This window comes from Aeromonas sp. BIGb0445 (genome assembly GCF_024809075.1).
GTDB classification, from domain to species: domain Bacteria; phylum Pseudomonadota; class Gammaproteobacteria; order Enterobacterales; family Aeromonadaceae; genus Aeromonas; species Aeromonas rivuli.
This window is the reverse complement of record NZ_JANUES010000009.1, coordinates 122818-142788: the sequence shown is the minus strand read 5'-3', so window position 1 is coordinate 142788 and position 19971 is coordinate 122818. Positions and strand designations below refer to the sequence as shown.

At 62.3% G+C, this 19971-nt stretch carries 22 protein-coding genes; 5 read left to right on the top strand and 17 right to left on the bottom strand.

Going from position 1 to position 19971, the window contains the following annotated elements; translation table 11 throughout:
• Window positions 1–228: 228 nt before the first annotated feature.
• A complete protein-coding gene (locus tag M2367_RS16210) occupies window positions 229–651 on the bottom strand; it encodes a DUF417 family protein (RefSeq protein WP_042044421.1) in 423 nt (140 codons plus the stop codon).
• Window positions 652–680: 29 nt separating this feature from the next.
• On the bottom strand, window positions 681–1220 hold the full coding sequence (locus tag M2367_RS16205) for a carboxymuconolactone decarboxylase family protein (RefSeq protein ID WP_259237282.1): 540 nt from the start codon (window positions 1218–1220) through the stop codon (window positions 681–683).
• A 113-nt stretch (window positions 1221–1333) separates the two neighbouring features.
• Here M2367_RS16205 and M2367_RS16200 point away from each other — a divergent pair, with 113 nt between their 5' ends.
• Complete coding sequence (locus M2367_RS16200; protein WP_259237276.1) at window positions 1334–2173, top strand: AraC family transcriptional regulator; 840 nt, start codon at window positions 1334–1336, stop codon at window positions 2171–2173.
• Between the two features lie 85 nt (window positions 2174–2258).
• Here the strand turns inward: M2367_RS16200 and cysQ are convergent, their stop codons facing one another.
• Both cysQ and nudE read right to left on the bottom strand, forming a co-directional pair.
• Window positions 2259–3077, bottom strand: a complete 819-nt coding sequence (cysQ, locus tag M2367_RS16195) for a 3'(2'),5'-bisphosphate nucleotidase CysQ (RefSeq protein ID WP_042044293.1) — start codon at window positions 3075–3077, stop codon at window positions 2259–2261.
• 34 nt (window positions 3078–3111) lie between these two features.
• A complete protein-coding gene (gene nudE / locus M2367_RS16190; protein WP_259237275.1) occupies window positions 3112–3696 on the bottom strand; it encodes an ADP compounds hydrolase NudE in 585 nt (194 codons plus the stop codon).
• Between the two features lie 106 nt (window positions 3697–3802).
• Between nudE and yrfG the strand changes: the two genes are divergently transcribed.
• A complete protein-coding gene (yrfG, locus tag M2367_RS16185; protein WP_259237274.1) occupies window positions 3803–4471 on the top strand; it encodes a GMP/IMP nucleotidase in 669 nt (222 codons plus the stop codon).
• Window positions 4472–4599: 128 nt separating this feature from the next.
• Here the strand turns inward: yrfG and tyrS are convergent, their stop codons facing one another.
• Complete coding sequence (gene tyrS / locus M2367_RS16180) at window positions 4600–5868, bottom strand: tyrosine--tRNA ligase (protein ID WP_259237273.1); 1269 nt, start codon at window positions 5866–5868, stop codon at window positions 4600–4602.
• 142 nt (window positions 5869–6010) lie between these two features.
• Between tyrS and M2367_RS16175 the strand changes: the two genes are divergently transcribed.
• Complete coding sequence (locus tag M2367_RS16175) at window positions 6011–6820, top strand: helix-turn-helix transcriptional regulator (RefSeq protein ID WP_042044297.1); 810 nt, start codon at window positions 6011–6013, stop codon at window positions 6818–6820.
• A gap of 60 nt (window positions 6821–6880) precedes the next feature.
• Here the strand turns inward: M2367_RS16175 and exeN are convergent, their stop codons facing one another.
• The 12 genes from exeN to exeC form a co-directional block, all read right to left on the bottom strand.
• Window positions 6881–7636 (bottom strand): GspN family type II secretion system protein ExeN, encoded by a 756-nt coding sequence (gene exeN, locus M2367_RS16170; RefSeq protein ID WP_259237272.1) that lies wholly within the window; start codon window positions 7634–7636, stop codon window positions 6881–6883.
• Window positions 7633–8124: a GspM family type II secretion system protein ExeM gene (exeM, locus tag M2367_RS16165; RefSeq protein WP_042044299.1), complete on the bottom strand. Its 492-nt coding sequence runs from the start codon at window positions 8122–8124 to the stop codon at window positions 7633–7635. The genes exeN and exeM overlap by 4 nt, the downstream gene beginning before the upstream one ends.
• A complete protein-coding gene (gene exeL / locus M2367_RS16160) occupies window positions 8121–9305 on the bottom strand; it encodes a GspL family type II secretion system protein ExeL (protein ID WP_259237281.1) in 1185 nt (394 codons plus the stop codon). Before exeL ends, exeM begins: the two co-directional genes overlap by 4 nt.
• Before the next feature lie 88 nt (window positions 9306–9393).
• Window positions 9394–10407 (bottom strand): GspK family T2SS minor pseudopilin variant ExeK, encoded by a 1014-nt coding sequence (gene exeK, locus M2367_RS16155; RefSeq protein WP_259237271.1) that lies wholly within the window; start codon window positions 10405–10407, stop codon window positions 9394–9396.
• Window positions 10391–11056 (bottom strand): GspJ family T2SS minor pseudopilin variant ExeJ, encoded by a 666-nt coding sequence (gene exeJ, locus M2367_RS16150; protein WP_259237270.1) that lies wholly within the window; start codon window positions 11054–11056, stop codon window positions 10391–10393. Before exeJ ends, exeK begins: the two co-directional genes overlap by 17 nt.
• Before the next feature lie 36 nt (window positions 11057–11092).
• Window positions 11093–11476, bottom strand: coding sequence for a GspI family T2SS minor pseudopilin variant ExeI (exeI, locus tag M2367_RS16145; protein WP_259237280.1), 384 nt, complete (start codon window positions 11474–11476; stop codon window positions 11093–11095).
• A 94-nt stretch (window positions 11477–11570) separates the two neighbouring features.
• Window positions 11571–12128: a GspH family T2SS minor pseudopilin variant ExeH gene (gene exeH, locus M2367_RS16140; RefSeq protein ID WP_259237279.1), complete on the bottom strand. Its 558-nt coding sequence runs from the start codon at window positions 12126–12128 to the stop codon at window positions 11571–11573.
• A 40-nt stretch (window positions 12129–12168) separates the two neighbouring features.
• Complete coding sequence (gene exeG / locus M2367_RS16135; protein ID WP_042044304.1) at window positions 12169–12600, bottom strand: GspG family T2SS major pseudopilin variant ExeG; 432 nt, start codon at window positions 12598–12600, stop codon at window positions 12169–12171.
• Between the two features lie 76 nt (window positions 12601–12676).
• Window positions 12677–13897, bottom strand: a complete 1221-nt coding sequence (exeF, locus tag M2367_RS16130) for a GspF family T2SS innner membrane protein variant ExeF (protein ID WP_042044305.1) — start codon at window positions 13895–13897, stop codon at window positions 12677–12679.
• A gap of 9 nt (window positions 13898–13906) precedes the next feature.
• Window positions 13907–15415 carry a type II secretion system ATPase GspE gene (gene gspE, locus M2367_RS16125; protein WP_042044306.1) on the bottom strand — a complete coding sequence of 503 codons (1509 nt, stop codon included), beginning with the start codon at window positions 15413–15415 and terminating at the stop codon, window positions 13907–13909.
• On the bottom strand, window positions 15415–17448 hold the full coding sequence (gene exeD, locus M2367_RS16120; RefSeq protein ID WP_259237269.1) for a GspD family T2SS secretin variant ExeD: 2034 nt from the start codon (window positions 17446–17448) through the stop codon (window positions 15415–15417). The genes gspE and exeD overlap by 1 nt, the downstream gene beginning before the upstream one ends.
• A 20-nt stretch (window positions 17449–17468) precedes the next feature.
• Window positions 17469–18335, bottom strand: a complete 867-nt coding sequence (gene exeC / locus M2367_RS16115) for a GspC family type II secretion system variant ExeC (protein WP_224431382.1) — start codon at window positions 18333–18335, stop codon at window positions 17469–17471.
• Window positions 18336–18521: 186 nt separating this feature from the next.
• On the opposite strand from exeC, the gene hslR reads away from it, so the two are divergent.
• Together hslR and hslO are read left to right on the top strand one after the other, a co-directional pair.
• Entirely contained in the window at window positions 18522–18920 is a 399-nt protein-coding gene (gene hslR / locus M2367_RS16110; protein ID WP_042044309.1) for a ribosome-associated heat shock protein Hsp15, read from the top strand.
• Window positions 18921–19022: 102 nt separating this feature from the next.
• Window positions 19023–19907: an Hsp33 family molecular chaperone HslO gene (hslO, locus tag M2367_RS16105; protein WP_042044310.1), complete on the top strand. Its 885-nt coding sequence runs from the start codon at window positions 19023–19025 to the stop codon at window positions 19905–19907.
• Window positions 19908–19971: the final 64 nt, after the last annotated feature.

The following is a 19971-nucleotide window of genomic DNA, read 5'->3' as shown; positions in this document are numbered from 1 at the left end:
AAACGCGGCTCTCAGGCCGCGTTTTTGTTGTCTGAATATCGAAGCCCGCGGCTCTCCGTCATGGCAGCGCTCGGCAAAGAGATTGAAGATTACGACGCCGAGTGAGTTTTCACTCAACGGCTCACAAAAACGCGGCTCTCAGGCCGCGTTTTTTTATTGTCAGGCGCTGGCGACAACCATAAAAAAGCGCCTCATCCTGAGGCGCAAACAGTAGGTTAAAGCTTGAAATTACAAGGCCCGGCTGCGGTTGATCACGGTCAGCGAGACCCCTAGCAGCACCAGATCCTTGAGCAGGAAGAAATCGACTATCGGCATGCCATCCACCCAACGCCAGGCGCCGGGCAGGGTAAAGATAAAGCTCAATGTCATCAGGAAGATGATGCAGGCGCCCAAACCGCCGTAAACACCCGCCAGGCGATAGCGCAGGGAGAGCAGCAGGGCCAGAGCGACCACCAACTCGGCGATCCCCACCAGATTGGAGACCCCCTGCACCGACCAGATGCCATAGAGCCAGCTCATCAGTGGATGGCTCGCTACCAGCGGCCTTATCGCCTCCGCCTCGGTGGGAGTGAACTTGAATATCCCAAGCCAGACGAGGATGAGCAGCACCCCCGCCAATCCCACCAGATAACCGCTCTCTTCCCGGGTCACGGGCTTGGCCCGTGCCAACCAGCCGTCCCTCATGGCTGCACCTCAACCAGGGGGAAGTCGATCTCGGTACCCGCCACATGGTTGCTGTAGTTGGTGAAGGTGTTGAGGGCGACCTGTCCCAACACTTCGATGAGCAGTTCATCGTCCACCCCGGCGGCTCTGGCCGCGGTCAGCTGGCCGTCATCGATGACGCCCCGCTGACGAACCAGCTGGATTGCCAGCGAGATCAGCCCCTGATCCAGCGGATCCTCGGCCTTACCCAGACGGGCTTGGCGGATCTGCGCCGGGGAAAAACCGGCCTTGTTGGCGCCCAGCACATGAGCGCTCAGGCAGTATTGGCAAGCATTTTCCTGGCCGATGGCCAGTGCCAGCAGCTCCCGTTGGCGGGCACTGAGTCGCCCTTGGCCCAGGGTCTCGGCAAAGGCCAGATAGGCCTTGAACACCGTGGGGGAGTTGGCCAGGGTGGAAAACAGGTTCGGCACCATGCCGAGTTTGCCCTTGATGGCGGTGAGGGTCGTGGCGGCGGCGGGTTTGGCCTGGGCTATGGTCAGGGGATGGATACGTACCATGGACATTGTCCTCTCGTGTTAATGGATTGGCTGGTCAACGAGAGGGAGTATTTCAAAAAGCATGATACGATTTATCACCAACAGTCCAAAAATAGTCACCTATCGTATCAATCATGGATTCCTTGTCGGTACTGCTTCATCAATACGCGCCCCGGGCCCGGCTCTTCTACGCAGGCAGCCTGTGTGGTCGGGCCGATTATCAGGGCTCGGACCCTGGTGGCCACCTGCACCTGCTTCGCGCGGGCACCCTCAGACTGAGCAGTGACGGGGAGGCTAGCGTCACCCTGGATGAGCCGACCCTGATCCTGTTTCCAGCGGGCTGCGGCCACCGCATGCAGAGTCGGCTCGACTGCGATCTGGTCTGCGCCAACGTCCACTTCGGCCGCACCCACAACAACCCCCTGGTTGCGGCGCTACCGAGCCGCCTGATCATTCCCCTGGCCAGCGCCCCCGGCCTGGCTCCCGTGTTGGAGCTGCTGTTTCAGGAGGCGGCTCAACCCGGCTATGGCCAGAGTCAGGCGATGGATCGCTTGCTGGATCTGCTGCTCATCCTGGTGTTGCGCCATGTGCTCGATGCCGGGCTCTACCGGGGGGGCGTGCTGGCGGGGCTGGCCGATCCGAGGCTGGGCAAGGCGATCATCGCCATGCAGCAACAACCCGAACATCCCTGGACGCTGCAAGGGCTGGCTGCGCTGGCGGGCATGTCCCGCGCCCGCTTCGCCGCCCACTTCCATCAGCTGATAGGCAAGACGCCACTGCGCTATCTGAGCGAGTGGCGGCTGACCCTGGCCCAGCAGCATCTGTTGGCGGGGGAGCCCCTCAAGCTGGTTGCCCCGACGGTGGGCTATGGCAGCAGCGCCGCCCTGACCCGCGCCTTCGCCAAAGCCTGTGGCTTGACCCCTGGCCAGTGGCTTCGCCAGCAGCAAACCGCCGCAGAACCGCCTCTTGATTGATGGCAGGCGAGCTCCCCGCCCGCTGGCGATATCAACGAAAACGGCGACCCTGAGGTCGCCGTTTTTATGCCGATGCAAGATACGGTCAGTCGCGATGCAGCACTATCTGGGTCCAAGCCAGACGAGGATCCCCCATCACGATGAAGTCGGGATTGCCGAGGGATTCTGTCTCGTTATAGCTCAGTGGCTGCAACGCCAGACTGAGGATGCGCCCTCCCGCCGCCTCGACGATGCACTGAGCCGCTGCGGTGTCCCACTCACCGGTAGGGCCTAGTCGCACATAGCAGTCGGCCGCCCCTTCGGCCACCAGACAGGATTTGAGGGAGCTGGATCCCAGCGGGACCAGATCGTAATGGATGCTCGGGTTGAGACGACGCGTCAGGCTCGCCTGTTGCTGGCGACGACTGATGGCGATCACCAGGGAGCTGGGAAGATCATGTTCATGGTGCTGGGCGCGGATGGGCTTGCTCTCACCGGCTACCTCCTTGAAGGCGCCATGACCACGCACCGCCCAGTAGAGCAGATCGGCCTCCGGGGCATAGATGACGCCGAGCACCGGCACATTGTCCCGCACCAGGGCTATCAGGGTGGCGAAGTCACCGCTGCCGGCGATGAATTCCCCCGTGCCATCCAGGGGATCCACCAGCCAGTACTGCCGCCAGTTCGATCTTTGACTGAAGGGGACATCCGCCGCCTCCTCGGTCAACACAGGAATATGGGGGGTGAGCGCCGCGAGCGCCTGTTTCAGGTAGGCATCCGCGGCCAGATCGGCACTGGTGACCGGGGTCGCATCCTCCTTCAGCTCGCGCTCAAACTGGCCGCCTTGATAGATGTCGTGAAGGATACGCCCCGCTTCGCGGGCTATCTCCTTGACCCCGGGAACCCAGCTCAGTAGTTCCTGCATCTTGTCATCCTCTGTGTCACTCGCCGCTCTGGCGTTATTTTTCCTGCTCTGCCAACCACTTGATGGTCAATAGCAGGGCGCTGATGCTACGTGATTCGGTGAAGTCCTCCCGCTCGAGCAGTTCGTCGATGCGATTGAGTGGCCAGGGGATCACTTCCAGGGGTTCAGGCTCGTCACCGACCCGCTGTTCGGGGAAAAGATCCCGGGCCAGCAAGATGTCCATCTTGCTGGCGAAATAGCCAGGGGCCAGGGAGACCTGTTTGAGTGTGGTCAGGCTGTTGGCGCCAAAGCCCGCCTCCTCCATCAGCTCGCGGTTACCCGCGGTCAGGGCATCCTCACCGGGATCGATCAGCCCCTTGGGAAAGCCCAGCTCATAACTGTGGGTGCCAGCGGCATATTCACGGATCAGCAGCAGGGTGTCGGCATCGAGCATGGGCACCACCATGACGGCACCCCGGTTGCCGCCCCGCATCCGCTCATAGACCCGCTCCTCGCCGTTGGAGAACTTGAGATGCAGGGATTCCACCTTGAACAGGCGGCTTTCGGCCACGATGTCAGCCTTGATGATGTCGGGTTTGCGCTTGTTGGGATCCATAGCCGGGCCACTGGCGAGAGTCATGACTCAAGAGTAAACGAGTCGCAAGACGAACACCACGGGCCAAGGCCGGGAAAGCGACCCTAAAAATCCGTTATAATGGCGCGCCCTTTCAACACCGAGATACCCCATGCCGACCCCGCTTCCCTGGCACCAGATAGATACAGTCCTGCTCGACATGGATGGCACCCTGATCGATCTCCATTTTGACAGCTACCTCTGGCAACGGCGGGTGCCCGAGTGTTATGCCGAGCGGCGCGCGCTGTCGCTGGCCGAGGCCAAGGCGCGGATAGATACTTGCTATCACGCCGTCAGCGGCACCCTCGACTGGTACTGTGTGGACTACTGGAGCCAGACCCTGGGGCTGGATATTCGCGCCCTCAAGCAGGAGATCCTGGAGAAGATCCAGTGGCGACCCAACGCCATCCCCTTCCTGACCGAGTTGCGGGCGGCGGGCAAGCAGCTGGTGCTGTTTACCAATGCCCACCCCGCCAGCCTCTCGGTCAAGGAGGCGCGACTCGGACTGGCCGACCATCTGGATCTGATGATAAGCACCCACGAACTGGGCTGGTCGAAGGAGAGCCAGTACTGCTGGCAGGCGCTGGCCGAACGGTTGGCATTCGATCCCGCTCGTACCCTGTTTGTCGATGACAGCGAACGTATCTTGCAGGCCGCCGCCGACTTTGGCATCGGCTATCAGCTCGCCATCCAGACCCCGGACAGTCAGCAACCCGCGCAGCGGATCACCGCCTTCCCGGCCATACACGACTATGCCGAGCTGTTGCCGCTAGCGGGCTGACTCAGCGCAAGATGGGGCAGAGTCCCTCCTCTCCATCATGGCGCGAGCTGCCCCATGAGTCGCGCTGGCGATTGAGGGTGACGGACGGTCAGCACCATGTCACCCCTGTGGCGTCTATCAGGGACGGCTCAGTCCAGCCACTCCACCAGCCGGTACTGCTTCTTGCCCCGGCGCAGCAGCAGGTAGCGGCCAAACAGCCGATCGCCAGGGGCCAGCCACTCATCCTGCGTCGACACACCATTGAGGGAGATGGCCCCCGCCCCTAGCAGCTCGCGGGCGATACGCTTTGAGGCAGCCAGGCCACACGCCACCAGCAGGCTCGGCAGATCCTGCGGCCCCTGCACTTGGCAGCTCGGCATGCCATCCTGGGCCAGTTGGGCCAGATCGCTCTCCCCAAGGCGAGCCGCATCGCCGCAAAACAGCAACTCACTGATGCGCCGCGCCGCCGCCAGCGCCCCCTTGCCGTGCACCAACTCGGTCAACTCATCGGCCAGCACTTGCTGGGCCAGCTTGCGCCCCTGCCGGCTGGCGTCTTCTGCCTCCAGTGCATCAATCTCGGTCAGCGCCATAAAGCTGTAGTAGCGCAGCAAGCGATGGACATCCTCGTCCGCTGTGCCGAGCCAGAACTGATGGAAGGCATAGGGCGAGGTGAGCGCCGGATCCAGCCAGATGGCGCCCCCCTCGGTCTTGCCGAACTTGGTGCCGTCCGCCTTGGTGATAAGCGGCAGCGTCATGCCAAACACCTGGGCCTGATGGCGGCGGCGGGTGAGATCCATGCCGCTGAGGATATTGCCCCACTGATCGTTGCCGCCAATCTGCAAAGTACAGCCGAGCCGCTGGTGCAACTCGGCGAAGTCCAGGGATTGCAACAGGGCATAAGAGAACTCGGTGAAGGAGATACCCTGATCCGGGCGGGCCAGCCGCTGGCGCACCGACTCGCGCGCCAGCATGGCATTGACCGAGAAGTGCTTGCCGACATCCCGCAAGAAATCCAGGGCCGACATCTGCCCCAGCCAGTCGCCGTTGTTGACCAGGGTGGCCGCCGCCAGCCCCTCAGCGGCAGGTAACAGGGCGGTTATCTGGGCCGACAGGCTGGCGACCCAGCCCTGTACGGTTTCATTGCTGTTGAGGCTGCGTTCGGTCGCCTTGAAGCTGGGATCGCCGATGAGGCCGGTGGCGCCGCCGACCAGGGCCACCGGGCGGTGCCCGGCGAGCTGGAAGCGGCGCAGCATCAACAGCGGCACCAGATGACCGATGTGCAGGCTGCCCGCGGTGGGGTCGAATCCGCAATAGAGGGTACGCGCCGTGGCGAGGTGATCGCGCAGGGCCGCCATGTCTGAGTGCTGGGCGATGAGGCCACGCTCGGTCAACTCATCGAGCAACCTGGGGTCTGTCATGGGATCTCCGAAACGGGGGAAAGGTCGCTATCCTCCCCCTCTGGCAGCCCGACGGCCATGTCCCTCAGGGGACAGTTTTCTCACCCCGTGCTAGCATCTCTGCTCAAGTGACTCAGCCCCTCCCCAGGAAGCCAAGCCCGTCATGACCCACGCCACCCTCACCCCCGATCTGACCGCCACCCTGGATGCCCTGCACACCAGTGCCTTCCCGGCCATGCTGGTGCGTCTCATCCAGCGGCAAGTGGCATTCGACTGCGCCCTGCTGCTCGGGATGGGGCAGCGGCCCGTCTACCTCTATGACAATCTGGAGCACCGGCGAGCCCTGTTGTTTGATCGCTACCTCACCAGCCACTTCGGTCAGGATCCCTTCATGCAGGCATTGGCCGCTGGGTTGCCCGCAGGGGTCTGGACCCTGGCACAAGTATCACAGGGCAAGCTGGATCCGGACTATCAGCAACGCTTCTATCAGGCCACCGGCTGGCAGGAGGAGGTGGGGCTGATCCTGCCCATCCATGCCGGGCTGACCCTGGTGCTCTTTCTCGGGCGTCTCGGCAAGCGCCACCCCCTGAGTCAGGGCGAACGAGTCAAGCTGGAAGAGCTGTTTCCGCTGGTGCACGCTCTGTGCCGCCAGCATTGGCCACAGGCCATGCCCTTGATGGCAACCAGCACCACGTCGGCTGACGGCGCCACGGTCAAGGCCGCGCTGGAGCTGGCGATGGACACTGTCGGCGGGGATCAGCTCACCCCCAGGGAGCGCCAGGTTGCCCGCCTGCTGTTGCAAGGGCTGGATACCGAGGCCATCGCAACGGCGCTCGGGATTGGCAGCGGCACCGTGAAGAATCACCGTAAACATCTCTATGGCAAGCTGCGGCTCGGCTCGCGCGCCGAGCTGTTCAGCTTCTTTCTGAACCATCTCATCACGGCGCCCGGCGACGGCGAATCGACGGCCTGATCAGCGCCATAACGAAACACCCCGCCGAGGCGGGGTGTTGTCTATTCATACTGCTGCGGGTCAGATGCGGCCCTGATAACGCAGCGGGAAGCGGCCCTGACTGTCTGGCTGACCGAGATAGGGCAGCCCCTGTTTCATCTGCTCCGGCAACTCGGGACCGGGCTTGAGACTGCCCTGGAACAGGTACTGGCGATTGGCCTGCAACTCCAGCTTGCCCAGTACCTGCACCGCCTCCGACCCCTGCTTGAGCTCGGCCACCAGCTTGGAGTCGAGACAGGTCAACTTGACCTCGGGATCCCCCAGATTCAACTTGCCCGCCGGGGTGTCTGCCTCGGCATCGTACCAGTGGAGGTTGCCATAGAGGCTATCGCACCAGGGCTGACCCTGACTGAATTCATCGATCTTGAGCTGTAACTGGCCCGTTGCCGTGATCGGGAAGGGCAGGCGCAGGGGCAGCCGGCTCAGCAACCAGGGGGCGGGAGCGTTGAGGGTCAGGTCACGGCCAAAGGCGGCGCTGCCCCAACCAACCACCCCTTGGCCATTGAGGCCATCCCGCTCGCCGAAACGCACCGCCAGCTCGGGAGCAAAGCGCAGCAGCGACCAGCCATTGAGATCCCAGCGCAGCCGGGTCACAGACTCGCTGGCATATTGCAGACGCGCCACTTCCCCCTGCCAGAGGGTGCCACTCACCCCTTCCAGTTTGACCATGGGCGGCAGCGGCAGATGGCGAGCCACCAGACTGGCGGGCACGCTGGTCAGCAAGAAGCCCAGCCAGGCCAGCATGAAGACGACGACTATCCAGATCTTGCGTTTCATTGCGGGCGACTCACCTGTAAGCGTCTCACCTTGACCATGCCGGCGGGCAACTGCTCGCGGGCCACCTCAATCACCTTGACCTGGACGCCGTATCTGTCCGACAGCTCGGCCAGCCACATCAGCAGCCCATCGAAGGGGACTGCGTCTATCCATACCTGCAACTCCTGACCCTGGGGTTGCAGCCGGGTGATCTTGATCTTGTGGTTGAAGGCGGTGCGGTTGACGACCCCATCCAGGGTGCCCCCCAAATCGATGTTGCGACCGCTGCCCGCCTGGGCTACCAAGATCCGCTCACCCTTCTCTTTCAGCCAGACCAGGGTCTGCTGCTGGTTCTTTACCTGTCGCTCCCGCTCCGCAATGCGATTGCCGAGGGGTTGCCACACCAGCCAATAGAAGAGACCGATGATCAGCAGAGTACCGCCAATGGCCACCAGTCGCTGCTCCCGGGCGCTGATGCCGCGCCACCAGAGTTCGAATCTTGTCATCATGATGATTTACCCTTGAGCACCAGTGCCCCCTCGACCCGACCTTCCGTGCTGCGCACCTCGCCCTGTTGCACCTCGAAACCCTTGCCCGCCAATTCGCGGAATCGCTCCATCTCGGTAAAGCCGGGGGCCGTGACTTGCAGCCTCAGCTCTCCCCGCTCCACATCAAAGCGCAGCACCTCGGGCTTGAGCCCAGGCACTTCGGCAAAGGTGGGGGCCAGTTCGGTCAGAAACAGCAAGACGCCACTCTGGGGCGCACCGCCCAGCAGCCTCAGATGCTGCTCCACCTGACTGCGTACATTCACTATCCGGGTCTCTCCCGGGAAGATACGGGTATAGACCTCCCGGATCTCGGCCTTGAGTGCCTTGTCCTGCTTATCGAGCTGATAGAGGGCCAGGCCGCGCTGCCCCAGGGTGACCAGCAACAAGGCCACCGCCACCACCACCACCTTGCGCCACTGCAACCAGTGACGACTGTACTCGGTCTGTGGCCGGAAGGGCCCCTGCAACAGGTTCACCTGACCGCGCAGCGCCTCCCGGGCCAGCAGCAGCATGGGCAGTTCGGGATCGGCCCCCTGCCAGTTCGCTCCCGCCAGGGCGGGGGGGGGGGTATGGCTGTGAATGGTGACAGGCTCGGGCTGCGCGCCCAGCAGCAGGCCGAGCAAGACTTCGTCCGCAACCAGTCCCTGGTGAGGCCCTTGGCGCAACAGCCAGACCTTGCCCAGCTGTAGCGCCGACCAGCCGTCGCTCGCCTGCGGCAAGGCCAGCACATCCGGCAGCAGTTGCAGGCTCTTGAGCCCCGCCGCCTCCAACCAGCCGAGCCAGCGCAGCATCTGCTGCCGGTCCACCGCCATCAGATCCACCTCCTGGCCCTGATGAGACAGCACGACCAGATGCAGGGACTCCACATCGGAGGCGATCTGCTCCTCAAGCAGATAAGGCAGGGCCGCCGCCGACTGGCGGTTGTATTTGCCCGGCAGCCGCACTCGCCGGAAGATAACGGCGCTGCCCGGCACCAGAACGACCACGGGACGACCTCCGGCCCGTTCACGCAGCTCATGCAGTTCATGGGCCGAGGCCAGGGTCCCGGAGGCGATGATCTCCTCCTCCCCCTTCGACCAGACCAGCCACTCGACCGGCTCTTCCTGGGTCGTCCCCAGACGGATGACCAGACTCTCGTTCAACACACTCTCTCCTTGGCCTTGGCCGAATCCTGTCGACGGCTGACCCTTGATATGGACAGCGAGATGCCGTCGCGCGTCGAGGCGAGCTTCACTCAGCCCCCCCATTGACCCGCCGCAGCACCACCGCCTTGTTCTCTTTACTGCGCTGGAAGTAGGTCTCCAGCCTGGCCCGGGTGTCGGCCACCTCGGCCAGCAGATAAGCCACGAAGTAATCGCTCTTGACGTCTATCGCCTCATTCAACCCCTTGATGCCGGAGCCCGCCGCCAACGCAGGCAGGCTCGTCATCTCCGCCTTGCTTTGCCAGCCTTTCCTGGGGCGATCCTTGAGCACACCCTTGGCGTCATCCACACTGATTTTTCCCAGGTAGAGCGCCGCCAGCAGCTCGGGCTGATCCGGGGATATGGTATTGATATTCACCAGTAACTTGTCGTTTGGCAGGGCGCAGACATAGGGCGCCAGCCTGGCATATAGCTTGCCGCTGACCCCACGCACCGCCCGCAACTCATCCACCCCCAGCATCTTCTGATTGGCGGGCAGATAGGGCTGACCCAGCCCTTCATAATAAGCATCTTCGGCCCCATAGCTGGAGACCAGTACCGTATCGCTGTCGGTCCAGTCACGCACCGCATCCGTCAGCTGGGTTGCCTCGTATTCGTCGATCTCAAGCAGGGTCAACAGGGTGCGGAACACCTTGACGGGATAAGGCTGGTTGGCCAGATCGTCCCCACTGTCCCCCTGCTGCCCTACGCTCAGGCTGTTGAGGTTGAAGCAGCTTTGCAGGTCACGCACCTCTCCCTTGAGGGTGCCATCCTCGACCGGAAATATCACATCCTTGCGCGCCCAGTACTGGCTCAGGCTGACCACCTTGGGGTCATCCTTGAAGTCCTGGGCCAGTATCTTGCTGACCAGCGCCTCGGTGGAGATGGCATACCACCATGCCTGCTTGCCGGTGCTGAGGTTGGCGGTGCGCCTGAGCTCAAGCTGCAAGCGGCCACTCATGTTGCTGGCGATGATCACCATGACCGAGAGGATCAACAACACCACCAGCAGTGCCATGCCCCGGCTTCGTCCCGGCCCGGCGCCTCTATTGTGTCGGTGCATCTTCGAGCCTCTGGCCGCCGGCCCCAATCAGAAACTGGCGACGTATGGTGCCGTAATCGTCCAGATCCAGTTCCACCGCCAAGCCGTCAGGCAAGCGCTCCTCCTGGGTCCACTCCGACTTCCAGCCCCCCTCGCTGTAGAAGAAGAGGCGCAGTCCCGTCACCCGGTCGAGCAACCCTTGCACCCTGGGCTCGGTGCCTATCACTGGGTCCGGATAGAGATAGCTGAGCCGCTCCAGCTGGTGATCCTTGAGCCGCCAACCGACCCGCTGCAGGCCAGATCGCGGCAAGATGCCATCCGGGTTGAGCCAGCCCCCCCGGATGAAGGCCATGCCCCAATCATCACTCTGCTGGCCAAACTGGCTGGCAGCCAGCAACACCCGGTTATTTTCACCCTCGATGCGGCCGGTACGCGGCACCATCTGGCTCACGTCCCGCTCCAGCACATCGAAGGCGCGCTGTAATTGGGCCAGACGCACCTCTTTCTTCCTGGCCACCTCATCGCTGGTGAGCACCCCCTGCAACACCTGATAGGCGCCCAGACTCAGGCCGGCGAAGATGGCGATCGCCACCAGCATCTCCAGCAGGGTAAAGCCCCCCTGCTTGCTCAGATGCCGAACCTGCGGCCCTGACGCGGACGATGACCTCATTGGTGTCTCCAGCGGCAGGCACCGCGAGCGGGTCGTTTAGCGGCTGACATAGGTGCGCATCATGGCCACGGGACTCTCGGATTTGGGGGCGGTACGCACCTCCAGATCCAGTGCCTTGAAGTTGCTGTCGGCGGTAGCGACACCGCGATAACGCCAATACCAGCGCTGTCCCGCCATCTCTTCATCCCCCTCGACCCAGCTGTCGCTCGGCCAGGAACCTTCGAGTCGCTGCTGCACCAGCTGGTTCTGGACAACCCAGGTCGCCAGGGTCTTCTGTTCCAGATAGCTGAGCCCGGAGAGGTGTTCGCTCGCCGTCTTCATCACCGCCAGCCCGGCGATGGCAAACACCACCAGGGCCACCATCACCTCGAGCAGAGTCATGCCCCTGGCCTGGCGAAGCCCACCATGGCGCAGCGCCATGCGCGGCGTCCTCATTGCTCTTCCTCAGGCCGATCGCTATCCAGGGTGAGGTTACCAAATTCATCGGCCCACACCACACGGACGTACTGGGTCCTCATTGCTCTTCCTCAGGCCGATCGCTATCCAGGGTGAGATTGCCAAACTCATCGGCCCACACCACACGGAAGTAGCGCTCCTCATCGACCTGCTGAGTGAAGGTCAGCACGAAGGGGGTCAGCTCGTCACCGGGAAAGATAAACACCTGGGGGTTGGCCACCTTGTCGTCCTCCCCTCGTTCGTCTTCATCCGGCTGCCAGGCCAAGCCGCCCAGTTCGACGCCGAGCTGGATATCCTCCGGCAGCTGCACCGGCCCCAGCACCTTGTCATCACCCAGGGCCGTCCAGTTGCGTTCCTTGCCTTGGCGCACCATGAATTGCCAGCCGTGATCCTCGAGGCGCAAGCCCAGCAGACGACCATCCATCACGGCCTGCTCCTGGGCTTGCTGCAGGACGGCCATGAAGCGACGCGCCTGCTTGTCCAGCTCGCGATCCCCCTTGGCGCCGCCCATGCTGAGGGTAACGGCGGTGGCCACCAGTCCCATCAACATGGCGACCAGCAACACTTCCAGCAGGGTGAAGCCGGCTTGGCGATGACGAGACGACGCGCCGATCACGGCAGTCTCATCCACAGCACCTGGATGGCAGTACAAGCACTTACTGGAAGTCCTTCAGATTCCAGTTGCCGATGTCGTCATCGGTGCCCGCTTCGCCATCTTGCCCCATGGAGAAGACGTCGAGCTTGCCGAATTGGCCTGGGCTGAGCAGCTGATAAGGATTGCTCCAGGGATCTTGCGGCAGGCGCTTGATATAGCCCCCTTCCCGGTAGCTGCGCGGCTCGGGGGCCGAGGTCGGTTTATTGACCAGGGCATCCAGACCCTGCTCGGTGGTCGGGTAGCGATTGTTGTCCAGCTTGTACATGTCGAGGGCGTTTTCCAGCGCCACTATGTCGGAGACCGCCTTCTGCTGATCGGCTTTTTCCTTGTTTCCCATCAGGTTGGGCACCACCAGGCTGGCCAGTATCCCCAGGATGACGATGACCACCATGACTTCCAGCAGGGTGAAACCCGATTGACGACGCTTATGCATGACTTACTCCCTCACAAAATAAGATGGTCTGTACCATCAGCGATTGACCATAGTGAGACCCGGCGGGCGGATCCCGTTACATATTGACCATGTTGTTCAATTCCAGGATGGGCTGCAGGATCGACATCACGATAAAGAGCACCACCCCGGCCATGGAGACCACCAGCATGGGTTCGAACACGCCAAGGGCGATGTTGACCTGACTTTCAAACTCCCGGTCCTGGTTGTCCGCCGCCCGCTCCAGCATGCTGTCGAGCTCGCCGCTCTGCTCGCCGGAGGCGATCATGTGCAGCATCATGGGCGGAAATATTTTGGTTTCATTCAGAGACTTGCGCAGACTGGTCCCCTCGCGCACCCGCTCGGTGGCCTCGAGGATGCGGGCCCGGGCGAAGTCATTGGAGAGCACTTCGCCGGAGATCTTCATCCCCTCGATCAGCGGCACGGCGCTGGCATTGAGGATGCTCAGGGTGCGGGCAAAACGGGCGGTATTGAGGCCGCGGCTGACCCGGCCAATCACCGGCAGACGCAGCAGGATCCCGTGCCAATGGCGACGGCGCAGCGCGTCCCCCAGCCACCAACGCCAGACGAAGCCGCCCAGGAAGATCAGCAGCAGGAACCAGAGGCCATAGTTCTGCATCAGTTCGCTGGTGCCGATCAGGAAGCGCGTGGTCGCTGGCAGCTGCTGCCCCATATGTTCAAACTGGGCCACCACCTTGGGCACCACGGCGGTCAGCAAGATGGAGATGACCCCCACCGCGACCAGGGTCAACACCATGGGGTAGATCATCGCCTGCATCAGCTTGGTGCGCATATGCTGGCGCTGTTCGGTGTAATCGGCGAGCCGGTTGAGCACCTTCTCCAGGTGGCCGGATTTCTCCCCGGCCGCCACCATGGAGCGGAACAGCTGATCGAACACATGGGGGAAGGCGCCAAGCGAATCGGCCAGACTGTAACCCTCCACCACCCGGCCACGCACTGTCGCCACCAGGCTGCTGAGATGGGCCTTCTCACACTGCTGGGAGACCGCCTTGAGCGCCTCCTCTATGGTGAGACCGGCCCCCACCAGGGTCGCCAGCTGGCGGGTGATCAGTGCCAGCTCGGCGGTACTGGCGCCACGGCGAAACAGCCGGAACTGGCCTGCCTCACGCTTGGCCTTCTCGGTGGTTTCACTCACCTCGAGCGGGGTCAGCCCCTGCTCGCGCAGTTGCTGGCGCACCTGGCGCGCCGAGTCACCCTCGGTCACCCCCTGCTTCTGGCGCCCCTTGTCATCCAGGGCCTTATATTCGAATGCTGCCACGTCCTATCCTCAATCTTCCCGAGTCACACGCAGCACTTCTTCCAGGCTGGTCTGCCCCTGGAGCACCTTGTCGATACCGTCGCGGCGAATACTGGGGGTGTGGGGGCGGATCAACCGCTCGATGGCGAGCTCACCGCTCGCACTGTGGACCGCCTCGCGCACCGCCTCATCGACCACCACCAGTTCATGGATGCCGGTCCGGCCACGGTAGCCGGTGTGGTTGCACTGTTCGCACCCCACCGGATGCCAGAGCTGACTGGCCCTGTCCAGGCCCTCGATGCGCATCAATGCCAGCTCTTGCTCCGTGACCGGACGCGCCTCCTTGCAGTCGGGACAGAGGGTACGTACCAATCGTTGCGCAAGCACCGCCAGCAGGGAGGAGGAGAGCAGGAAGGGCTCTATGCCCATGTCCCGCATCCGGGTGATGGCGCCGATGGCGGTATTGGTGTGCAGGGTCGACATCACCAGGTGGCCGGTGAGCGACGCCTGTACCGCTATCTGGGCGGTATCCAGATCCCGGATCTCCCCCACCATGACCACGTCCGGATCCTGACGCAAGATGGCGCGCAGGCCACGGGCGAAAGTCATGTCGACCTTGGCGTTGACCTGGGTCTGGCCGACCCCTTCCAGGTCATATTCGATGGGATCCTCAACAGTGAGGATGTTGCGATCCCGGGAGTTGATCTCCGAGAGCGCCGCATAGAGGGTGGTGGACTTGCCCGAACCGGTCGGCCCCGTCACCAGAATGATGCCGTGGGGTTTGCGAATGAGCTCGCTGATGATGTTGCGATTGGCCAGCGTCATGCCGAGCTGCTTGAGCTCGAGGCGAATGTTGTTCTTGTCGAGCAGTCGCAATACCACCCGCTCGCCGTAGCTGGACGGCATGGTCGAGACCCGCACGTCCACCGCCCGGCCACCGATGCGCAATGAGATGCGGCCATCCTGAGGCAGGCGCTTCTCGGCGATGTCCATGCGCGACATGACCTTGATGCGCGACACCAGCAAGGAGGCCAGCTTGCGATGGGGACGCAGGATCTCCCGCAGCACGCCATCGATGCGAAAACGGATCACCAGCACCCGCTCGAAGGTCTCGATGTGGATGTCGGACGCCTCCTCTTTTATCGCCTCGCTCAACATGGCGTTGATGAGGCGAATGATGGGCGCGTCGTCATCGGCGTCGAGCAAGTCCTCGCTCTGGGGCAGCTCTTCGGCCAGGGCGAAGAAGTCCATCTCGTTACCGAGATCTTCCATCAGCTGACGCGCCTCGGAGGAGTCGCGCTGGTAGTGGGCCATCAGCAACTGCTCGAACGCCTCGCCCTCTATCTGCTCGACAGCGAAAGTGGCACCCGCCACCCGCTGCACCTCGAGCAGGGTCTGGGGGCTGACCCCGGGCCGGCAGATCAGCACGGGGGCACCGGCCCGCTCGGTCAGGATCACCCCGAAGTTGCGGGCAAAGGCGAAGGGCAGCTCGGGCAGGGGGGCCGACAGTTCGCTGCCATCAAGCTGATAGGCCGCCATCAGGGCTTGCTCTGCACGAAGGGTTGCACGCTCGCTGCCGTGGCCTGCTGCTGACTCTTCATGGCCTGGATCTGCCTCTGGACCTCGGGGGAGACCATGATGTCCTGGCCATATTCGGGCAACACCTGGCGCGGTGGCGAGGTGAGGTAGCCCTCTTGCGCCGCGCGATCCAGCTGCTCGGCCCGGAACAGGGTGTACTTGCTGCTGGAGATGCCGGAATAGACATTGGCATCGCGCAATATGGTCGGCCGGATGAAGATCATCAGGTTGCGTTTGGCCGTGGTGTTGGAGGTGGATCGGAACAGATAACCCAGTACCGGGATGTCGCCGAGGATGGGCACCTTGGAGATCTGCTCCTTGGTCTGCTCATCCATCAAACCACCCAGCACCACGGTTTCGCCACTCTTCACCAGCACGGCGTTCTTGACGGTACGGGTGTCGAAGGTGGGGCCAAGATCGGCCGTACCCGCGGCCTGAGCCTGGGCGACGCTGGAGACCTCCTGCTCGATGTTGAGCAGCACGGAGTCCCCTTCGTTGATCTGGGGAGTGACCACCAGCTTGGTGCCCACCGTCTTGCGCTCTATGGTGTTGAAGATGTTGTCGCCCGAGGTGGAACTCTGGGAGCCGGTCTGTACCGGCACCTCCTGACCCACGTTGAACGATGCCTCCTTGTTGTCCATGGTGACGATGCTCGGGGTCGAGAGGATATCGTTCTTGGTATTGGTGGAGAGCGCCGTCACCAGCATGGCCCAGTCCCCTTTGTAGAAACCGGCAGCCATGCCACTGAAGCCACCCAGCAGGTTCTCCAGCCCCTCGGTGTTGCCGTTGTCCTTGTAATCCTTGCCCGCGATGATGGCAGGCCCTATCGGCAAGCCGGTATTGGTAAACTGGGTACCGCCGCCATTGGCATTGCCCCACTGCACCCCGAGATTGAGGCCATCGCCGTCCTGCACCTCGACGATGATGGCTTCGACCAGCACCTGAGCCCGGCGGATGTCGAGCTTGGCGATCACCTGCTCCAGCTCGGCCATGACATCCGGTTGAGCGGTGATCACCAGGGCATTGGTGGTCTCATCCGCCGAGATGGCCAGCTGACCGCCGCCTATGCTGGTGCCAGCCGTGGCACCTGCGGCATTGCCCTTCTTGTCGGCCTCGATGCTGGAGCTGACGCCCTTGAGCACATCCACCAGATCCTTGGCCTTGCCATATTTCAGGTAGAAGACCCGGGTATTGCCCTGACTCTGCAGATCCCGATCGAGCTGATGCACCATCTGTATGATACGCGCCCGCGCCTTGGGCTCACCACTCACCACCACAGAGTTGGTGCGCTCATCCGCCACCACCTTGGGAGTGAGCTGGAAGCCGGCGTTGCCCCCCTGGGCCGCACCATCCTTGTTGAGGTTGCTCACCAGGCGCACCATCTCGCCAGCGGAGGCATATCTCAACTTGATGATGTCCACATCCTGATTGCCCGCCTTGTCGACCCGGCGCACCACCTCGACCAGGCGGTTGACCACGGCGGCGCGGCCGGTGATCAGCAGCACGTTGGAGGGCTCGTAATGCACCACGTTGCCGCCGCCCGCGTTGTCATTGAGCTGACGCAGCAGGGGAGCAAGCTCGCGCACCGAGACATTGTGCACCGGGACCACCCGGGTCACCATCTCGTCGCCAATCCCGGGGTTACGGTCGTCGACCACGGGAATGGCCGAGGTCTTGGCGTCCTTGGCACGCACCACCTTGAGCACCCCGTTGTTCATGGGCACCACGGCGAAGCCGTACACATCCAGCACGCTCAGGAAGAATTGGTAGTACTGATCCTCGTTGAGCAGATCGTAACTGCGCACATTGATCTTGCCGCGCACAGATGGCTCTATGATGATGGTTTTGTTGAGGTTTTTACCAACTGTGTTGATGAACTCTTCGATCTCTGCATTCTTGAAGCTGGCCGAATACTCGGTCGCCCAGACGGATCCCGTCATCAGCAAGGCCGCCGCCACAGACGCCAGGCGCCAGCCTTTCCCTTTATTTCTCATGCGTGCACTACTCCGGATCATTATTCTGACAAGCCGACATAGACGTCATACAGCTGTCCTTGCCGTTCGACTGTCACTGTCATCTCGGTGGCACTCGCCACCTGCTGCATTGCTTGCATCGCCTGAGCATTGTCGCGCAGGTCGAGCCCATTGATACTGACGGCCAGGTCATTGGCGACCAGGCCGAGCTGGTTAAAGAGTTCAGGATCCCGCCCAGGGTTGAGGCGATAGCCCGCCATGCGGCCATCAACCCGGACCGGGGATATATTGAGGTAATCGGTGAGTTTGCCCGGATTGCTCATCAGCTCGCCACGCACCTCGCCCAACTTGTCTGTCGCGTTGCCCTTGGCTGGCAACGGCTTGCCGTACTCTTCACCATCGAGCATCAGGGTCTCATCACGACTGTTGCGCGCTATGATGACGCGATCGGCAAAAATCTGTCGCAGCCGGGCCTGGGTACCATCTATGTAGTCACCAATACCGTAGGAGTTCTGGGTGCCGTTATGGGCGATGATGGCGATGGATTTGGCGGCATTGGAGCTCGCCAGTACCCCGTTGAGCTGGGCATTGAGCTGGGTCTTGGGGGCATCGGCCGCCACCTGGGCCTGGGCCTGGATTTGCTCCGCACGACCAAACAGACCCAGGCGAGTGAGAGGCGCCAGATCAGTGCCCTGACTCGCCGTCTCCGCCACGCCCGTGCGGGGTTGCCAGGCAGTCTGCGGCTCCGGACTCGCCAAAGAGAACAGGCGCCAGGTCAAACCGGCGCACTGGTGAGCCAGCAGCAGCAAGAGTCCCCAGAACAACCAGTGGCTGAGACGGGCAAGGGGCAGCCGCTTGCCCTGGGCAAGCAAGGCAGACAGCAAGTCATCCCTGAACGGTAGCGTCATGTTTCTCAAAATAATTTTCTATCCAAATCGGTCCGCCATTGTGTACGGCAATGGCGCCTGAGACAACTGACCTAAAGCGCAAGATGGTCAAAAATGCTCGTGCCATCACTCCAATGCAGCCCGGATTCAACCCAGGGCCCCGGCTCTGGTATAATCGGTCACCATGTCACATCGTCGGAATCCGTCATGAGCAAAGCCGTTTCGCCCGAATCCTCCCTGCGTCTGGACAAGTGGCTATGGGCCGCCCGCTTCTACAAGAGCCGCAGTCTGGCACGGGAGCAGATCGAAGGGGGCAAGGTGCACTATAACGGCCAGCGCAGCAAACCCGGCAAGGCGGTCGAGCTCGGCGCCCTGATCCGTTTCTGGCAGGGTCAGGATGAGCGGGAGGTGCGAGTGCTCACCCTGAGCGAGCAGCGCAAATCGGCCCCCCTGGCCCAGCTGATGTATGAAGAGACCCCCGAGAGCCTCAAACGCCGGGCCGACAATGCCGAGGCACGCCGCTTCAACAGCCAGTTTGCGCCCAGCCCCGAACGTCGCCCCGACAAGCAGGAGCGCCGCCAGCTGATCCGGGTAAAGCAATACTGACCTGAGTCCATGACCCCTGTATGACGACATGCATACCAGAAAGTTCACACCCGACCCAAGATGCCGGGTGCCCAACCTATTACCACCCCGAAGGAAGATGAGATGAGTCACCAAGATCTGCTGTATCGCTATCTGTTTGAAGAGTACGAAGTGCGGGGTGAGCTGGTCCAGCTGGATAGCACCTATCGCCACGTGATCGAGGCGCAGAGCTATCCGGTTCAGGTACAACAGCTGCTGGGCGAACTGCTGGTCGCCACCAGCCTGCTCACTGCCACCCTCAAGTTCGAAGGCTCCATTACCGTGCAATTGCAAGGGGATGGCCCGGTGCGTCTGGCCGTCATCAATGGCGACAACAACCAGCAGCTGCGCGGTGTCGCCCGTCATGAAGGGGAGCTGCCCAGCGATGGCAAACTGCAGAGCCTGATAGGTAACGGCCAGCTGGTCATCACCATCACCCCCGAGCAGGGGGAGCGCTATCAAGGCATCGTTGCCCTGGAAGCCGATACCCTGGCCGGCTGCCTGGAGCAGTATTTCGCCCAATCCGAACAGCTCGCCACCAAGCTCTGGATCCGCACCGGACACCATGAGGGCCAACCCCGCGCCGCCGGCATACTGCTGCAGGAGCTGCCATCCCAGAGTGAGGATCACAGCATCGACTTCGACCACCTGACCCAGCTCACCAGCACCATCAAGGATGAAGAGCTGTTCGGTCTGGAGGCCGAAGAGATCCTCTATCGCCTCTATCACCAGGACAAGGTGCGCGTGTTCGATCCCCAGGCCGTCGCCTTCCGCTGCACCTGCTCGCGGGAGCGCTGCGAGGGTGCCCTGTTGCAGGTAGAGAAGGCAGAAGTGCTGGAGATGCTGCAGGAGCAGGGCAAGATCGAGATGCACTGCGACTATTGCGGCGCCCAGTATCCCTTTGATGCGATCGATGTCGAAACCCTGTTCAGCGGGGCTCCCGGTAATGATACAAACCAGTTACACTAAATGAAGGCGGGGAAACCCGCCTTTAACTTAAATAACAAAAAAATACCCTACTTTATAAAGTTTG

Excerpts from the sequence above, each read along its gene's own strand:
- exeJ (WP_259237270.1), bottom strand. The coding sequence starts at position 11,056 with ATGAGGTCATCGTCCGCGTCAGGGCCGCAGGTTCGGCATCTGAGCAAG.
- M2367_RS16205 (WP_259237282.1), bottom strand. The coding sequence starts at position 1,220 with ATGGTACGTATCCATCCCCTGACCATAGCCCAGGCCAAACCCGCCGCC.
- exeD (WP_259237269.1), bottom strand. The coding sequence starts at position 17,448 with ATGAGAAATAAAGGGAAAGGCTGGCGCCTGGCGTCTGTGGCGGCGGCC.
- hslO (WP_042044310.1), top strand. The coding sequence starts at position 19,023 with ATGAGTCACCAAGATCTGCTGTATCGCTATCTGTTTGAAGAGTACGAA.
- exeK (WP_259237271.1), bottom strand. The coding sequence starts at position 10,407 with ATGCACCGACACAATAGAGGCGCCGGGCCGGGACGAAGCCGGGGCATG.
- hslR (WP_042044309.1), top strand. The coding sequence starts at position 18,522 with ATGAGCAAAGCCGTTTCGCCCGAATCCTCCCTGCGTCTGGACAAGTGG.
- yrfG (WP_259237274.1), top strand. The coding sequence starts at position 3,803 with ATGCCGACCCCGCTTCCCTGGCACCAGATAGATACAGTCCTGCTCGAC.
- tyrS (WP_259237273.1), bottom strand. The coding sequence starts at position 5,868 with ATGACAGACCCCAGGTTGCTCGATGAGTTGACCGAGCGTGGCCTCATC.
- exeG (WP_042044304.1), bottom strand. The coding sequence starts at position 12,600 with ATGCATAAGCGTCGTCAATCGGGTTTCACCCTGCTGGAAGTCATGGTG.
- exeI (WP_259237280.1), bottom strand. The coding sequence starts at position 11,476 with ATGGCGCTGCGCCATGGTGGGCTTCGCCAGGCCAGGGGCATGACTCTG.
- cysQ (WP_042044293.1), bottom strand. The coding sequence starts at position 3,077 with ATGCAGGAACTACTGAGCTGGGTTCCCGGGGTCAAGGAGATAGCCCGC.
- exeM (WP_042044299.1), bottom strand. The coding sequence starts at position 8,124 with ATGATGACAAGATTCGAACTCTGGTGGCGCGGCATCAGCGCCCGGGAG.
- exeC (WP_224431382.1), bottom strand. The coding sequence starts at position 18,335 with ATGACGCTACCGTTCAGGGATGACTTGCTGTCTGCCTTGCTTGCCCAG.
- M2367_RS16200 (WP_259237276.1), top strand. The coding sequence starts at position 1,334 with ATGGATTCCTTGTCGGTACTGCTTCATCAATACGCGCCCCGGGCCCGG.
- gspE (WP_042044306.1), bottom strand. The coding sequence starts at position 15,415 with ATGGCGGCCTATCAGCTTGATGGCAGCGAACTGTCGGCCCCCCTGCCC.
- nudE (WP_259237275.1), bottom strand. The coding sequence starts at position 3,696 with ATGACTCTCGCCAGTGGCCCGGCTATGGATCCCAACAAGCGCAAACCC.
- exeN (WP_259237272.1), bottom strand. The coding sequence starts at position 7,636 with ATGAAACGCAAGATCTGGATAGTCGTCGTCTTCATGCTGGCCTGGCTG.
- M2367_RS16175 (WP_042044297.1), top strand. The coding sequence starts at position 6,011 with ATGACCCACGCCACCCTCACCCCCGATCTGACCGCCACCCTGGATGCC.